Below are 16,091 nucleotides of genomic sequence, written 5' to 3'. Positions count from 1 at the left end.
TATGTGTCGGGGGAGTGAAGGTATGGATCTCAAAGAAAGCCTGGCTGAGTATTTCAAAGCGAATGCTGATTTTTTCAATGTTGAAATTCAATTGCTGCAGTATCAAGTTCAAGTGATCGGTTTAGATTCGTTAGTTGATCTGCCCCAGAGTATCGCATCCCTTCAAACTCAAACCTCAAATCTGGTCAAAACCTCCCTGCCGCCCGCGAAACTTCTAAAAATTTTGGGCGAACTTGTCGAACCCAAACTGGAAGCGGTTATTCCTGACATCATGAAGGGCAACCTGATCATCCTGGAACCCTCGTCGGGAACTTGCAGCGCCGTGCTTCCGATATCGAAAAGTGTCACCCGCTCCGTCTCTGCGCCTGAAACGGAAAGTACGGTATACGGCTCCAGCAGCTCTTTTTTGGAGGATATCCATACGAATATCGGCATCCTTCGAAAACACTGCACCGGACCCAGCCTGCAAGTAGAAGCGTACACGGTGGGGTCAAGTCACCCCAAGTCGTTATTATTAATCTATCAGGAAGACAGGATCAACCCCGAGTTACTGCAATCCATCCAAGCGAAGATCAGAGCAGGATTACACCAGGATATTCAACATATACAACAGCTTGAGAACATGCTGGGATTAAACAAGTGGTCGTTCGTAACCAACTTCAACATGACGGAATTACCGCAAAATGCAGCTCACGCCCTTCAACAAGGTAAAGTGGTATTTATGATTGACCGTCATCCTTTTGCGATCATTTTACCCAGTCTCGTCATGGATATGTTCTGCATGAAGGACGATCATAATTACCCTCGTACCTTCATGTACCTTATCCGTCTTTTGCGAATTGTGGGCGTCTTGATCGCAACGATTATTCCTGGGTTATATGTGGCCTTAGTGTCCGTTAACCCTGAGGTACTGCGGCTTCAGCTAGCCTTGTCGATTGCTAACAGCCGGCAGGACGTACCTTATCCCGCCTTTGTCGAAACGCTGCTGCTCCTCATCGTTTTAGAGCTCATTCTTGAAGCAAGTGTTCGACTTCCAAAAAGCGTGGGCCCCACGATTACGATGGTTGGTGGTATTATACTGGGCCAAGCAGCCGTGTCCGCTAAACTTGTCAGCAACCTTCTGATTATCGTGCTGGCAGGTACCACGATCGCTTCTTCTACGGTAGTGGGGTTTCAGAACGCTGTATCTGTTCGCGTGTTCAAATACCTGCTGATCATTTTATCCGCCATCTATGGGATGTTGGGACTCCTTGCTGGAATCGTGGTCATTTGTGCCTATATGGGCCATCAAAAAAGCATGGGCATTCCTTACTTGTCATTTCCAACATTAAATCAGAAGGATGATCGCAATGGATAAGAGTGGTTATCAAGCAGCCATCATGTATGTGGTTTGTCATATGGGTCTTATCTTTTTTCTCTATCCTTCCGATTTGTTTTCGGCCATGGACATGGGGCATTGGATCGGAATTTCCATAAGCTATGGTCTGCATGCGATAGCCCTCTACATGTATGTCAAAGGACTGCAATGGGCAGCGCATCGGAATGTCGTGGATATTTTCGGAAGCGTCGGCAAATTTCTTCCGTGGATACTCCTGCTGCCTGCCTTGCTCTACTTCGGCGTAGCCATTATCATAACGATCCGAGCTTATTCCGAGATGCTCACCTTAGTATTCTTGTCGAGCACGCCGCTGTGGGCGATCCAGTTGTTACTGATATCCATTGCTTTCCTCATGGCTTGGCAAGGAATGGGCAGCATGGCCCGAACCAGTGTCCTGCTGGTTATCCTGTTCACAATCCCCATTATTTTTGTTCTCTGTTTTAGCTTTCAAAATGTGGATTGGTATTACTTGCTGCCGATCATTGACCCGGGTCAATCGTTCCATTTTCTTGCTAAACCTGATTTTCTGGTCAGTTTATTCGTATATGCGGGCGGTTTCTTTTTCCTGGGGCTGTTACCGCCATCTATACAGATCAGCACCAAAAAAATGATGCTAGGCTGTCTCTTGCTGTTTCCCATGTTCTTATTATCCGTTTATTTGCCGCTTCTAACCTTTGGTCACGCAACCGCCGAATTATATGAATTCCCCATGCTAATGACGATAGACACCGTGAACATTACATGGCTTTTATTTGATCGGATCACAATCTTCTTTTTATTGAGTTTGATGGCTTTTGCGTTTCTGTTCCTGGGTGTGACATTATGGGTTCTCATCACGCTGGCCAAGCGGGCCGTCCCGTTCATTCCTCAAAACTTTCTCCTGATTGCGCTGACCATCGGATTGTTTGCCATATCCATCGCCATCCCCAACTGGGACTTCCTTAAGACGCTGCAAGGGTGGATTATTCCACTGAGGCTGTATATGTTCCTGGTCATTCCGCTGATCACGTTTATCATCGGTTGGCGGCACAAGCATAAAGCGAACCGTACTACGGAGGTAACTTAATATGGACAAGCTTGCCACCATCCGAATTACCTTTAAATTCGTTCTCATGCTGGCTGCCCTGGTGCCCTTGCTTACCGGCTGCTGGGATATCAAAGACATTAACCATCGCTCGCTTCCGGTCATTATGGGCATTTCGTTAACCGAGGAGAATCAATACAAGGTGTTTCTGGATATTCCGGCAACGAATGACACAAGCACCGTAAATATCGTTTCGGATACGGGCGATACCATCAATGAAATCATCGATCATATAAGCATGAATATGGAGACTCAGGTCGATTTGCTGCATTTGAAAATCGTCATCGTGGATAAAAATTTTGCCCGTAACGGCATGGAAGACATCATTTCCGCATTTAATCGTTCCAGAGACATCTCCTCCAAAACGCTATTTGCCATCAGTGATCAAGGGCTGGATCAATTCTTCTCAGATATGGCAGCCAAATCGGAACACAGCGGCAATATCATATATGATTATTTCGAAAAAAACGCCGGCTGGAACCCCCAGTTGGCGGACACCCGGATATGGCAAATGTTTCGCAGCATTCATTCCTATACACATGATGTCATCGTCCCGATCATACGTTCAGGAAGATCCACAAGTATTGAATGCTTGGGTTCGGCCATCATCAAGAATGGCAGAATGACGGGTCAAATCGGATCCGATGAAACGCTAGTGGCCAATGCCTTTTATGGAAAAAGCGCATTCGGCAAGGTGGAGATTATGGACAGCGCCACCGTACAAATCATTAGCAACAGGCTTACCCATCATAGCTGGATGAAGAATGATAAGCCTTATCTCCGAAGCCATCTCAGGCTGAAGGTCACCATACTAGATTCCAGGGGGCATCTAACGGAGGAGCAAATTAACGAGAAGCTGGAGGCGCTGCTGACCTCTCGTCTGGATCTAATGTTTAAGAAAACGCAAACAGATCAAGCCGATATCTTTGCCTTGGGCCAATATTTCAGAAACCATCTGACCCGAGAACAGCTGCGGGATTGGAGAACCACTTACTACCCGAATCTGGATTTCAAACTGCGTGTAACAACCATCATTGAGAATCGGGGTAATCTTAAGAATCTGTAAATTCAGGATAACGGATTAGACTGCATCACAATTCATCAAAAAAACTGCACCTCCCATAGTTAGATCATGTCTAACAATGGGGGTGCAGTTCAATCTGGATCCTTTTCGGATGTTTTCAATATCGGCGCTCTTATCGGGATTTTTGACGGATAACAGCATCTCTTTTAACTCTTCATACTTACCATAGGTTACGTGGTATGCCCTAAGATTCACCCAAAGCATCAAGCAGCGCTTGATTTTCTTCCGCGGTTCCTACCGAAATCCGAATATGCTTAGGCAGTCCCCAACCTTTGGCGTAGCGGACGATGATCCCCCGCTCCAGCAGCTTATGATATAGGATCTCCGCCTGTTCTCCAAGCTCTGCCAGAATAAAATTGCTCATGCTCTCGCAGTAAGGAATCGATAACCGACGCAGTCCCTCATAGATTTGCTGTCTGCCTTGTTCATTCATCCGGCATGATGCCTGGACATGCTCCTCATCCCCAAGTGCGGCCGATGCCGCCGCTTGTGCCAGCGCATTGACGTTAAAGGGCTCCTTAACCTGAAGCAGTGTACGGATGATGCCTTCCGAAGCAGCGCCATAGCCGACGCGAATACCCGCAAGTCCGTAGATTTTGGAGAAGGTATTCAGGGTGATGACCGGATATCCCATCTCGATGAAACGGATCCCGTCCGAGTAATCAGGGGCTGTCGCGTAATGACGATATGCCGTATCGATCACAACCAGCACGCGAGTAGGAAGACGGTCCAGAAGCTTTTTCATTTCAAGCTCGGGAATGTAGGTGCCTGTGGGATTATTGGGAGTACAAAGATACACGATTTTGGTACGTTCCGTAATCACGGACAGTATATCTTCCGCAGAGAAGGCATATTGCTCACGCAGCGGTACCTTAATGACCGTACCGGACATAAGAAAAGCGCCAAACTCATATTCGCTGAATGTCGGATCAGGAACCACGATCTCGTCGCCTGGCTCAAGGTATGCCCGAGATATCAGCATGATCAGCTCATCGCCGCCGTTTGTCACAATGAATTGATTCGCCGCCAATCCCAAGTGCTCGCCAAGCGCTTGGGCTAGACCCGAAGAGCGTTCGTCGGGATAACGGTGCAGATCAGGCAGCTGCTCCTGAATGGCTTGCAATGCTTTGGGCGAAGGACCGAGTGAATTTTCATTGGAAGCCAATTTGATGACGCGATCCAAGCCGTATTCCTGCTGTACTTCCCAGATGGGCTTTCCGGCCGTGTAAGGCTTCAACCATCCTAATGCCTGCCGCGGCGTTACTTGCAACTCTTTATCTACCCCTGCTTGATTCAATATGTTCTCCCTCCGTTACCGTGTATTCATCTTCTACACTTCGCTGTAATCGATCTCCAAAAATTGTTCGACTTCCTTCTTCCAGCGGTTCTCGACGAAGTCAATATGCTGCGGGTGCTCATTATAGGCTTCATAATCGCCTTCGTTCTCAAACACCATCGAGAAGCCGAAATCATATGTATTTTTAGGACTGATTTGCTTGAATATCTTAAAGTCTTGAACCGTTGGAATCGTACTGAGGGCAGATCGTCCATCCTCCAAGAAACGCTGCTCCTCCGCTGAGCCTTTCTCATGTTTAAGCGAAAAAATAACGGAATGAATGATTCGGTTGGTCGTCATGTTCGTACAGCTCCTTTATTAAGATTCTTATAAGGTTGAGATCATCTTGGCAGCTAGAAGTGCTGTGGCTAGAGTTACATCATATTATAACGGCAAAAGTCAAATAAATCGCTATGAAAAAGGCACCCTTTTCCATAAGAATCGGAAAAAAGTGCCTAACATCCAGCAAACTGCACTACACTGGCATAGGATAGAACATGACAGTATAGCTTCTGCAAATTATTTTGTTCTCTGAACGTGATTTGTCAACAGATCAAGTAAATAGGCTTTTAGATCAACCATTCGTAGATGCTCAGGCTTTTCGTTAGTTCCAACAATGATAAGCGGGACAAGCGACTCGGTTCGTCGGAGCGAGCCATGGCCTCCGCCCCCCTCATGTGTTGGTGAACTTCGGTCTGCCAATTCGTATCCCGGTTTAGCTGTCACGACCAAAAATTTACCTTTATGAGAATTCAGCGAACCAAACAACCTCTCCAGCACATCGGGATACTGTCCGTACTTCAAGGTTCGATGATCGGCATTTAATGTAAGGTCCAGCACCTTGGCATCCTGCTTCACGGTCCACGTTTGTTTATAGCGATCGATTAGGTTACCTTTCGCCTTATATCGGAGTTCTTTCAAAGTGGAGCCTTGAAGGACATGAATCCATTCATTTTCTTTCCAAGCAACAAAATCGATGCGGTCATCCTTGCTCAGGATTTCCGCCAAGCTTCGCAGGGAACGACTGGGTTTGAAATTATATACATAAGCCATCGTTTCATTGACGGCAAGGGCGACCTCGGTTTCAGCTTTCACCTCTTCGCCCGGCTTTAGAACGGAGATGCCTCTCAGCATAGCTGGCATATCAATCACTGAACGCTGATTCGCTGGAAGAAGCTGTGTCATTCCGCTGTCCCCGGCGATGACGAAAATAGCTTCATTTAACGCTTTTTCCCGCGAACCGAAAGAATTCAATACGGATTGGAGCTGCTGATCCAGTTTTTTGACTCCTTCAAGCGAAGACGGACCCTTCTTATGAAGCTCCTGGTCCATATCCGGTAAATAAACATACATAAAATCCGGCAGCTTGTTCGCTTGAATCAAATAGTTCAAAGCTTCTATTGCATACTTATTGTTTAGCCCCATCCGGTCGGTGAGATTATCAGGCAAATTCTCCGCACCTTCTAAGGGATTAGACAAGGCTCCCAACGTTAGAAAATCAGGCCCCTTGACTTTTATTGTTTTCTGTAGTGATGTCGGACCTTGAATCCAATCCGGTATCGTCAGCGTATGCTCGGTCGCTCCCCGATATATCAAGCCGTTAATCGATCCTGATTTCAAGCCAACACGGGCTAAATCTTCATAGATCGTTCGTGAATTCGAGTTTAAATGTTTCCCGTTCAAATGGATTAATGCATCGGTCAGGACCGGATTGATGCCTTGTCTGAGGATTTCCATCGGTCCAGTACCGTAGTTGATCATTTTTTTATCGTCGGACGAATACCATAGGAGACCCGGTATACCATGGTCATTCGGATTTTTCCCGGTTAACATCGTGCTGTCAATCGTAACGGACATCGTAGGAAATGAGCTGACCAGATCCTTATGGTATTGTCCATGTTCAATCAAATACTGAATGGTGGGCAGCTGTTTTTGTGAAATGCCCTTATCGATCGCCTGTGCCATGAGTGAATCGACCATCAGGAAGATGACTTTCTTATGTGTGGCCCCTTGTTCGGATTTAACCCGCAGCAAATCCTGTTCGGCAGGTTTTTGATGCTGGCAGCCCATAATTGTGATCAATACAAGCGACAGCATGACGATTATAATTCTCTTTATCTGCATTTCCATTCACCACCTTAGTACATTTTGTCACGGAGACGGGAATGTCATTCGAGGGATATTTTGCATATTTCCTCATGCATGCATGTCAACAAAGAGAGGGGCTGTCGCCCTCACACCAATCACAAAATCAGCTTTCCACTGGACTCCCCTGTGGTTTCGTCAATTTGAAGAACGATGCCGCGCCCAACACGGAAGTGAAGAACAATATGGCCCCCATCGGCACGGCTGTGGATTCGTCAATACCGACCAGCGGTGACACAATCGAACCAAGCATCAAGGGCAGCAAACCAATGACAGCACTTGCGCTTCCTGCCCGATGACCTTGTTTCTCCATGGCCAGCGTAAATGTGCTGGTAGCCACCATGCCGATTGTAACCATATACATAAAGATCAAGATGACAATGATCGCGAGAGGCCCTTTGAGCATCGTCATGATCAGGAGCAGGAAGGTTGCACTTACGGAGACGATGACCCCGATTCGAAGCAAATTCCGCTCATGGATGATGCCGCCAAAACGGCCAATGATGAAGCTCCCCGAAATAATGGCGATTCCATTGATTCCGAACAGCACGCTAAATACCTGCGGCGACACACCGTAAATTCCTTGGTATACAAACGGCGTCCCCGAAACGTAAGCAAAGCTTCCTCCGTGAATAAAGCCTACTGTCAACGCATATCCGATAAAAGATCGATCTTTGAACAAGCTTCCCATCGTACGCACAGAATGGGTAAGGGAGCTAGGCGTTCTTCTCTCCCGCGGCAAGGTTTCCTTCAACCGAAAAGCGACGATCAATACGATGACTGCACCGAACAAGCTTAAAAAATAAAAGATCGAATGCCAGCTTGCACCTGGCATAAGCAAAATGGCTCCACCGGACATCGGTGCAACCATGGGGGCAACCGCATTAATGACGGATAATAAGGCAAAAAACTTCGTAAGCTCGCGACCGCTGAACACATCCCTTACAACGGCGCGCGAGATGACAAGGCCGGCAGCTGCCGTAAATCCCTGCAAGAATCTGGCGATGATAAGCGCCGTAATATCGGGTGCCAATGCACAGAATAAGGAAGAAAGGGCAAACAAGGCAAGCGATATGAGCAGCGGTCTTCTTCTTCCTTGCGCATCGCTGATCGGTCCCACAATGATTTGGCCAACAGCAAGGCCGATCAGACAGGATGTCAAGCTAAGCTGTACGAGCGACGCCCGCGCGCTTAAATCATCGGCAATGTCGGGAAAGCTCGGCAAATACATATCGATATTGAACGGTCCTAATATGCCTAGCAAGCTGAGGAGCAAGGCTAATCCGAGGCGTTCTTTTCCTGTCGGGTTATGAAGCATATGTGTCAAACACCTCTACTCTGTCTATTTTTTTATATTCATATAATGTATCAGGTTTGTCCAAAATAGAATAGTGCGCCTGCAAGGTTTATACGGTATACGTGGTAACTCTGGACAAAAGAAGAGCCCGGTTCTAATCAAACCGCGCTCTTTCCGTTTTTATAAAGGATACGGTTAACTTTCTCGGAGCTCAGCAGCATCATCACGGCAAATAATAGAATGACGACGGGGAACAAACCTATCGATATTTGGGCCGCAACGATGCCAAACAGTGGAGGCAGTATCGTGGTACCCGTATAGGCTACAGCCATTTGATAGCCCATGATTCTGGATGAATGGGCTCTGCCGAAGCGGGCCGGCGTTTCATGCAGCAAACAAGGAAATATAGGCGCAAGCCCGAGTCCGATGACAACCAATCCGATTAGGGACAAATAGGGATGCAGCGGCAGCAATAACAGGATGGCCCCTGCAATGGCCGTCATCTGTCCGGCACGGATAAGCGTGAGATTGTTGAACTTCAGCGTTACGAATCCGGTAATGAATCGGCCGACCGTGATGCCTCCATAATACATGGAAACCCACACCGCTGCTGTTTCTAACGGTAAATCTCTGGTCCCGACCAGAAAGCTAGCCCCCCATAAACCGACGGTCATTTCCGCTCCGCAGTAGAATAAGAATGCCATCAAAGTAAACTTGACCCCTTTAATTTGAAGCGGGTTTCCTGGTTTGTCCGCGGTAGCTTCATCACGCTCCGTTGATTCATTTCTCGTATGTATTTCCTCCATGCCTTGGGGCTGATGTTTGCCCGCCACGTTCTTCCAGAGCGGAAGCGTGAGCAGCAGGATGAAGACCAGCGCGAATTGCAGCATCGATACGGTATAATATCCGTCTCTCCATGCATCATTGGTCCCCATGGAATAGGACATGATGATGGGACCTAACGTTGCGCCTACGCCCCAGAAGCAGTGCAGCCAACTCATATGATGGGCCTTATAATGGTTCGCCACGTAATTGTTTAACCCCGAATCGACTGCCCCAGCGCCTAATCCAAGCGGAATCGCCAGCAAAATCAGCCAGAACAGCGATGGCGCAAACGAAAAGCCCAGGAGCGCACTCGCCGTCAACAAACAGCTGACAAACGTAACGATACCCGTCCCGAAGCGTTCAATCAAACTTCCGCTGACCAAGCTGGATACAATCGTGCCTCCGGTTACGACCATGGATAGCAGCCCTGCGGATTCGAAGGCTGCGCCGATCTCTGGCTGCATGGCCGGCCAGGCAACCCCAAGCAAGGAATCGGGAAGCCCTAAACTAATAAAGGCCAAATAAATAATAAGAAGAAAAAAAGTTACCACAAATTAAGGTCCTTTCTACGACGTGATCATTCAGACAATGGGATTGTATAGGAAGTGATCTCCTTAATTTTGGCAGCTTTACCGCTGCTAAACCGGTACACGTTACAAAATGCCAGGCGCTTCCGGTCATCGAATACAAGGATCCCTTCCGCTGCGCCGGTACTGCCATGTGTAATCAGATGATGAATATGCAGTTCGACTGTCTTGCCATACTTCACCTGACATAACGATTCAATCACTTGTTCCTTCCCTTGAACGATTCTTTCCCCAACGTAATTTAGCTGAATCCCATCCGTGAAATTCTCATTCATAAATTGTGCGTCCATGCCAGCCATAGCGATGTGGAGTTTCTTAAGCAGCTCCTTCTTCGGTGCGTTCCCGCAATCCTCAGCGCATGTGATAACGAAATCTTTTTTGCCTGTGACACTATCTGCCATAACCAAACCTCCAAGCCCAGCTTCGTATGTAAGTGGAGTCCTCATCTATTCTAATCCTTGTTTGAAAATATGGAAAGGTTAGGTATGGCTTTTATTCCCGAAATGAAAGCTCAGGAATGAAACGCCCTCCAAAATTCACTCTCCGTATTGATCATGTCCTTGATCTCAGCGAAAGGAATTGTGAATGTCGGAAAACCGGCTGCGTAAGGAGCGATCTCATACGGTGCAAACACCAGATGCAACGCGTCCTCGGTTACATAGAAGGGCTGGTTTGCTGCAATTCCCTTGTAGCTATCCGGGAATACGTACGAATACTGCGGATCCTCTTGTATCTGCTTGCCAACGATACGGCTGAGCTCCTTCACATAATCGATGCCAGGCTTAAACAAGTCCTTCAATTCATACATCCTTCCGTTCTCCAGGTTGATCACGGCGTAAACTTTGGTTGGCATGCCATGTGCGGCACCGAAGGGATAGTTATAACCGTTCAACTCTAGTTCTAGGAGCTTCTGCTTGTAGAAAATGATGTCAAAATCGCCTGTATACGTGTAATCAAGCTGTTGATTCTCAGGAATGAATTTCAACTGTGACATTTCTTTAAGCTTCGTATTCAGCGTTTGCTGAGCTGCCTGATCCCTCATACCTTCGATCTGTGGATAGTAGACCAAGTAATCCGGATTGGGTTTGTACTTTTCCTCCATTACCTTATAAGGTGGTTGCAGCGGAATCACCGTGTTCTGCTTCCAGATGACGTGACCCGACCGGTCTAGGTAAGACAGCCGCTGATCGACAAAAGCCTTAATTAGCCCGCCTGCTTCGAGCGTGAGCGAACCGCTGCCGTTCACTTGAGGATACCCCGGCGCCGGTCTGCCGGTTCGATCAATAAAAAACGTCTGCTGTGCATCGTAAACGGATGCCAATCCGTGCTTGTATTCCGATACTTCACGGTATACAAAATCGGATAACCTCTTTCCATCCCAATCTGCAATGGAATAGATCGAGCCGATATACGGCTGTGCTGGATCGATCGCACGTCCAAGCGCAAACCGGTCTTCATTCAAATCTCGAATATCGTTATATTCCGGCTGGATGACCCACTCTCCCTGCTTATTAATGACGCCATACTTCGACTTGTAATCTTCAGCTGTGTTGACGATGGCTCTGTCATGATGAAAAGGAAATGCCGAAGTATAGGTCGGCGGAATGACGATGTTCCCCTGCTCGTCGATATAGCCGTATTTGCCAGTGCTATCCTTCTGATAAGCAAGCAAGCCATCGCCGGGCGGTCCGACGTAGGCGAATGGATAATTGGCCAATCGGCGGCCATGGAGATCAATGAGCGCGTATTGACGGTCTTGGATTTTCACAACAGCTTTGCCATCGACAAAATCATTCGCTTCCTCAAATTGCGCCGGGATTACCTCTTGGCCTGCGGAATCTAAATAGCCGTATCTGCTGTTCGCGCCATCGCCACTGCCATTATCGGTTACATAATAAACCGCTCTTCCTTCTTTAAGTTCTGCGATATACGGATAACCTCGTCGTGTCAGAACTACTCCTTGTTCGTTAATCATCTTAAAACCTTGATCATCGATCACGGTCGCTCGATGCTCCGAGAACGGGCTGATGAACTGATATATAGGCTTCACTACAAAACGGTCAGACCTGTCGATGAGGCCGTACTTCCCCTTCACGCCTACGATCGCGAGACCATTGTCCTGAAAATCCTGTGCATCATCGTACTTCGGCTCAATGACCATATTTCCGCTGCGGTCAATGTATCCCCACTTCGTTCCGTTCGTCGTTTTCACGGATGCCGGAAATAACCCGACATGCTGCTGAGACTGCCCTCTGCTTGCCAGCATCTCCTTGATCCGTTTCTCAAGTTCAAGCAGCGTTTCACGCGCCGGGTAAGGTTCTGCGAACGTAAGTGCTTTGCGGACCGACACAAAGGCTGCTTCCGGCATTCCGGCCCGATACTGTGCCTCCGCCAGGTAATACCAATAATATGAGTAATCCGGATGTTCTTGCGTCAGTCTCTCGTAGTACCTAACAACGACAGGATAATAATAGGGGTATACATCCGGTGCAGTGGCTAAGGCCCCCTGGCTCCACCTGACGACCTCGACTCGATAAGCTTCGCCTGTATCGTGGATCCAAAGCGCAATTTCAGCCTGACCATCCGGACCTGAAGCACCTGGCATATCGGCAATTTCGATATAACTGTAATATATATCGGCAGGTGCGATATCTTGGAGGCCCTCTGGTGTCCAAGCGTATATCGACAATTTTGACCAGATGGAACCGAGCTGCCATCCCACAATCAATTGATTCATATGAGGGTTCAACACCGGGGCCGCGATCAATAAATTAACCGCATATCCCTGCCCCAAGACATTGGCTACGACCTCATATTCACCGTTTCGGTACTGCAGCACAAATAAATATAGTGTTTCATTGAATCGGGACACACCAGCAATCTCCGGTATGTGATCTCCCGTTACGTCGGCTGCAATAACTGCAGGATGTTCAGCAGATTTATCGATTCGTACAAGTTCAGCACCGTTTGTCAGATAGGCCTTAGCGATTCGTGCCAGCTGCTGATCATTAACGGACATTTGGGCATCCTCCCTTATTCAGAGCTTTCTCGCCTAACTGTATGCAGACGATGGTCAAATATGCACCTGCAGGCGGGCAGGATGGGGCGTCTCACCCCTGTGTTCCATTGTCGGATGAACGCAAATTAAAAAAAACGATCTGATCACGTTAGGCAATCAGATCGTTCTCTTCACTTCAAAATGGTTTGCTGACCATGAAGTATAAAATAACAATCGGCAGCAGCGTGGCTATTGTCCCGCCTACCGCCCAATACGTCGAAGCTCTTTTATAACCGGCGGATATGACCCCATCCCTAATGGATTGCATGCTATGGCGAATCATCCCTTTTTGCAGCGGAATCAAAAAACCTGCCCACAGGATCCCCGTAACGCCAAACAGAATCAATGAGGCCATCAGCCAGTTCATTCCGCCCATTGCATATCCGGCTTGAACAGCCATCATAACGCCTGAAATGATAATTAGCAGCAAACCTGGCAGGGTAAATACCATATCGGCTAACAAAACATTCTTAACCGTATTATGAACTTCGGCCGGATCCCCTTTCAGGTCAGCTCTTATTTTCCAGAATGCCGCCGTAATGATATTGCCGAGAAATAATACGCATCCGGCGATGTGCAGAAATAACCACAGCGTCATAGGCCATCCTTCCCCTCTTCCCCGTTCCCGGGTCGGAGAATATCGATGATGAAATCCGTATAATCCTTCGTGGTGAATACATGACTATTTACGCCGATAAGCCCCCGCATCCGCAGTCCGAACGACAACAGCTCGAACAGCTCGGCGGTGCGTTCCGCATCGATGGATTCCGGTATAACCCCTGCTTCCTGGCCTGTGACAATCCATTGCTTCGAAGTGGCTGTCGCTTCCCTATAGAAGCCAGCCACAATGTCGGCGATTTCGGGCTGATCGCTTTTGCCAATCAGGTACATGAAGATCAGGTTGCTGACATCATCACGACTTTCCAGTCTCGACATGCTGTTGATAATCGTATTCATCGGTCCGTCAAACTGTTTGATGTCCCCTTGCTTGTTCACTTCGCTCATGAACTGCTCGTTCTGCTCGGCAAGCTTAGCACGTAATACGTGCACAAACAGCTCATCCTTACTTGAAACATAATGAAATATGGCGCCTTTAGACAAACCGGAACGCTTCATGATGTCATTAAGGGTGGTTTGGCTGCAGCCTTGCTCCCTAATCAGGTCTTCCGTGGCTTCAAGCAGTATTCGCTTGGTTTGCTCTCGCCTTTCTTCCTGCTTCACTTATTAATTCCTCCTTGATGATAAGTTGATTACCCTTGAGGTGGAAGCCAGCCCGCCATGAGAACCACTGCCAGAAACACGATTTGGAGAAACGTTCTCGGTACGATTGGAGTGACCGGCTTACCGCCAAGTGACAAATGGTGATTCGCTGCGTATACATTGGCGGGAAACATGGCGATCAGCATCAGCGCAAGACCGGCAGAGGCCCATGCTGTTGTAGCCGGAATAAGGATGAGCATCGCGCCTGCAAGCTCCAGCACCCCGGTGATGGTAACCATGAGCGCAGCCTTCGGTATTCCTGGCGGGATCATGGCGATTAAGTCGGGTCTCCGTTTTCCCCAGTGGGCAGAAGCCGTTAGCAGAAACAGGACCGCAACCGCAAATCTGAGTGAGATAACCCAGTCATTCATATACTCCCAGCCTGCAAAGCCGAGCGTCCGAAACAAAAGAAGCGAAACCAACATGGCTATAAACGGAATCATGACCTTCACCAACCCTCCGTATATTTGTAGCTTTATTATATATACCGACCATCGGTTTGTAAATATGAATTTCAAATTTATTCCTTTAAAGACTTCAGTCACGTTCAGCGTCGAATAAAAAGGAAAGCAAGCCTGCGGCTGCGTTCCAACCAGGCTTGCTCTCATTACTACTCTCTTATCATAGGCCTGGCCTCTGTTCTGCTGCGTCTTTTTCTTCTTCGTACATTCGAAATAGCAGGATATACAGCACCACACTGATTAATGCCGATAGTAAGATAATGCTGAATATACCCATAGGCTGCAGCCAAGAAGACAGAAAGACCGTCACCGGTGCCAGAAATCTTCCGATCGTAAACTGTAAGCTGTCAGCTCCCATATACTGGCCTCTTGCATGCTCCGGGGCATAACGGCTGATAAAACTCTGCGTCACGGGGGAACGGACCATTTCGCCGAAAGTGAAAATAATGGTTACGAAGAATAGGAACCAGATGTTTGTGTTCAGCCCGAGTGCAAAAGTGCCTATTCCGGATAACAGGGAAGACAGCACGAAGACGTCACGCTCCTTCCAATCCCGAAACCACTTGGTGACCGGAAGAATAAAGAGAACGAACAAGAGACCGTTTAGCCCCAGCACCCACCCTAGTATCTCCGTGCTCGAAAGCATAAGCGAATGTCCGTTCCAGGAGAACAGCGCCTGGGATGGTACATAATCGATCACATATACAGCCAAATACAGATCCAGCTGCATGATGGCCACAAGGGCAAAAACCCCCGCCAATATGTACACCAAAAACACCTTATCTCGAAAAATGACGCCATATCCGTTCCACTGTTCCTTGAATACCTGAAAAATCGAACCTGTCGGCTTCGTGCGTTTTGCAGGCGCCGGCAGGGTTTCCTGAACGATGAAGAAAATCGCGATAAAATAGATCAGCAAGACGAAGGAACAAGACCACAGAAGCTCCTGCCGATACTGGAAAAAGAAAATGGCCCCAAGCGCCGGACCAAGCACGGCTCCCAAGTTGTTCGCCGTCATGAACGTTGCAAATACCTGCCGTCGTTCTTCAACCGGGACCAGATCGGCTACCATCGCGGAGCTGGCAGGCCTATAGATGGCGCCCCCGAATCCGATGCCGATAAAAGCGGCATAATCGATCCAGTGCGAAGGCGACAGCGCGAACAGCGCAAACATGACCGTCTGCAGCGAGGCGCCAAGCAGCATGATGGGGCGGCGTCCCAGCCGATCGGCTAATGCGCCGCCGAGCAAGCTGCCGATGATGCTGAATATGGGAGGAACCGTCATGAGGATTCCCGCGATATGATTGCCTAAAGCTGCTCCGAAATAAACCGTTATGAAGGGAAAGTACATCCAAAACAGCATATTGAACAGCGCTTCACCCAATAATCGAACCTTTAAGTTATTATTCCATAATCGTATTTGCACAGGACTCCCTCTTTCTATCCGAACAGCACAAGTAAAAAAATGCGATATACCACGTCCCCCGGCCGGGTATTACAAACTATAAAACATTTCCCTGGCAAAATATAGACTTATATTAAGCGCTGAGCTATACTAATAATATGAAAGCCGAAT

The 16,091-nt window shown here is 48.0% G+C and carries 14 protein-coding genes; 3 read left to right on the top strand and 11 right to left on the bottom strand.

What is annotated here, in order from left to right:
* Positions 1-22: 22 nt before the first annotated feature.
* Genes M4D81_RS18595 through M4D81_RS18585 form a run of 3 tightly spaced genes read left to right on the top strand, consistent with a single transcriptional unit; the run spans position 23 to position 3,528 of the window.
* Positions 23-1,357 (top strand): spore germination protein, encoded by a 1,335-nt coding sequence (locus tag M4D81_RS18595; protein ID WP_260067576.1) that lies wholly within the window; start codon positions 23-25, stop codon positions 1,355-1,357.
* On the top strand, positions 1,350-2,444 hold the full coding sequence (locus tag M4D81_RS18590; RefSeq protein WP_260067575.1) for a GerAB/ArcD/ProY family transporter: 1,095 nt from the start codon (positions 1,350-1,352) through the stop codon (positions 2,442-2,444). Before M4D81_RS18595 ends, M4D81_RS18590 begins: the two co-directional genes overlap by 8 nt.
* A 1-nt stretch (position 2,445) precedes the next feature.
* Positions 2,446-3,528 (top strand): Ger(x)C family spore germination protein, encoded by a 1,083-nt coding sequence (locus tag M4D81_RS18585; protein WP_260067574.1) that lies wholly within the window; start codon positions 2,446-2,448, stop codon positions 3,526-3,528.
* A 202-nt stretch (positions 3,529-3,730) separates the two neighbouring features.
* Here the strand turns inward: M4D81_RS18585 and hisC are convergent, their stop codons facing one another.
* From hisC to M4D81_RS18530, 11 genes are all read right to left on the bottom strand, one after another.
* Complete coding sequence (gene hisC, locus M4D81_RS18580) at positions 3,731-4,843, bottom strand: histidinol-phosphate transaminase (protein WP_260067573.1); 1,113 nt, start codon at positions 4,841-4,843, stop codon at positions 3,731-3,733.
* Positions 4,844-4,876: 33 nt separating this feature from the next.
* Entirely contained in the window at positions 4,877-5,182 is a 306-nt protein-coding gene (locus tag M4D81_RS18575; protein ID WP_260067572.1) for a Dabb family protein, read from the bottom strand.
* Positions 5,183-5,401: 219 nt separating this feature from the next.
* Positions 5,402-7,006, bottom strand: coding sequence for an alkaline phosphatase family protein (locus tag M4D81_RS18570; protein ID WP_260067571.1), 1,605 nt, complete (start codon positions 7,004-7,006; stop codon positions 5,402-5,404).
* 127 nt (positions 7,007-7,133) lie between these two features.
* Complete coding sequence (locus M4D81_RS18565; RefSeq protein WP_260067570.1) at positions 7,134-8,345, bottom strand: Bcr/CflA family efflux MFS transporter; 1,212 nt, start codon at positions 8,343-8,345, stop codon at positions 7,134-7,136.
* A gap of 137 nt (positions 8,346-8,482) precedes the next feature.
* The gene (locus M4D81_RS18560; protein ID WP_260067569.1) at positions 8,483-9,700 is read right to left on the bottom strand and encodes an MFS transporter; all 1,218 of its coding nucleotides are present in this window, start codon (positions 9,698-9,700) and stop codon (positions 8,483-8,485) included.
* Positions 9,701-9,726: 26 nt separating this feature from the next.
* On the bottom strand, positions 9,727-10,137 hold the full coding sequence (locus M4D81_RS18555; protein ID WP_194542257.1) for a hypothetical protein: 411 nt from the start codon (positions 10,135-10,137) through the stop codon (positions 9,727-9,729).
* A gap of 110 nt (positions 10,138-10,247) precedes the next feature.
* The gene (locus tag M4D81_RS18550) at positions 10,248-12,755 is read right to left on the bottom strand and encodes a WG repeat-containing protein (RefSeq protein WP_260067568.1); all 2,508 of its coding nucleotides are present in this window, start codon (positions 12,753-12,755) and stop codon (positions 10,248-10,250) included.
* A gap of 175 nt (positions 12,756-12,930) precedes the next feature.
* The gene (locus M4D81_RS18545) at positions 12,931-13,392 is read right to left on the bottom strand and encodes a DUF2269 family protein (protein ID WP_071224228.1); all 462 of its coding nucleotides are present in this window, start codon (positions 13,390-13,392) and stop codon (positions 12,931-12,933) included.
* Positions 13,389-14,015, bottom strand: a complete 627-nt coding sequence (locus tag M4D81_RS18540; protein WP_260067567.1) for a TetR/AcrR family transcriptional regulator — start codon at positions 14,013-14,015, stop codon at positions 13,389-13,391. Before M4D81_RS18540 ends, M4D81_RS18545 begins: the two co-directional genes overlap by 4 nt.
* A gap of 29 nt (positions 14,016-14,044) precedes the next feature.
* Positions 14,045-14,497 carry a DoxX family protein gene (locus M4D81_RS18535; protein WP_260067619.1) on the bottom strand — a complete coding sequence of 151 codons (453 nt, stop codon included), beginning with the start codon at positions 14,495-14,497 and terminating at the stop codon, positions 14,045-14,047.
* A 178-nt stretch (positions 14,498-14,675) separates the two neighbouring features.
* The gene (locus M4D81_RS18530; protein WP_260067566.1) at positions 14,676-15,941 is read right to left on the bottom strand and encodes an MDR family MFS transporter; all 1,266 of its coding nucleotides are present in this window, start codon (positions 15,939-15,941) and stop codon (positions 14,676-14,678) included.
* Positions 15,942-16,091: the final 150 nt, after the last annotated feature.

Source organism: Paenibacillus sp. p3-SID867 (assembly GCF_025142895.1).
In the GTDB taxonomy this organism is placed as follows: Bacteria; Bacillota; Bacilli; order Paenibacillales; family Paenibacillaceae; genus Paenibacillus_AQ.
The sequence above is the reverse complement of the archived record's forward strand: the minus strand, read 5'-3'. Positions and strand labels throughout refer to the sequence as shown.

Excerpts from the sequence above, each read along its gene's own strand:
- M4D81_RS18570 (WP_260067571.1), bottom strand. The coding sequence starts at position 7,006 with ATGCAGATAAAGAGAATTATAATCGTCATGCTGTCGCTTGTATTGATC.
- M4D81_RS18565 (WP_260067570.1), bottom strand. The coding sequence starts at position 8,345 with ATGCTTCATAACCCGACAGGAAAAGAACGCCTCGGATTAGCCTTGCTC.
- M4D81_RS18585 (WP_260067574.1), top strand. The coding sequence starts at position 2,446 with ATGGACAAGCTTGCCACCATCCGAATTACCTTTAAATTCGTTCTCATG.
- M4D81_RS18595 (WP_260067576.1), top strand. The coding sequence starts at position 23 with ATGGATCTCAAAGAAAGCCTGGCTGAGTATTTCAAAGCGAATGCTGAT.
- M4D81_RS18575 (WP_260067572.1), bottom strand. The coding sequence starts at position 5,182 with ATGACGACCAACCGAATCATTCATTCCGTTATTTTTTCGCTTAAACAT.
- M4D81_RS18535 (WP_260067619.1), bottom strand. The coding sequence starts at position 14,497 with ATGATTCCGTTTATAGCCATGTTGGTTTCGCTTCTTTTGTTTCGGACG.
- M4D81_RS18545 (WP_071224228.1), bottom strand. The coding sequence starts at position 13,392 with ATGACGCTGTGGTTATTTCTGCACATCGCCGGATGCGTATTATTTCTC.
- M4D81_RS18590 (WP_260067575.1), top strand. The coding sequence starts at position 1,350 with ATGGATAAGAGTGGTTATCAAGCAGCCATCATGTATGTGGTTTGTCAT.
- M4D81_RS18555 (WP_194542257.1), bottom strand. The coding sequence starts at position 10,137 with ATGGCAGATAGTGTCACAGGCAAAAAAGATTTCGTTATCACATGCGCT.
- M4D81_RS18550 (WP_260067568.1), bottom strand. The coding sequence starts at position 12,755 with ATGTCCGTTAATGATCAGCAGCTGGCACGAATCGCTAAGGCCTATCTG.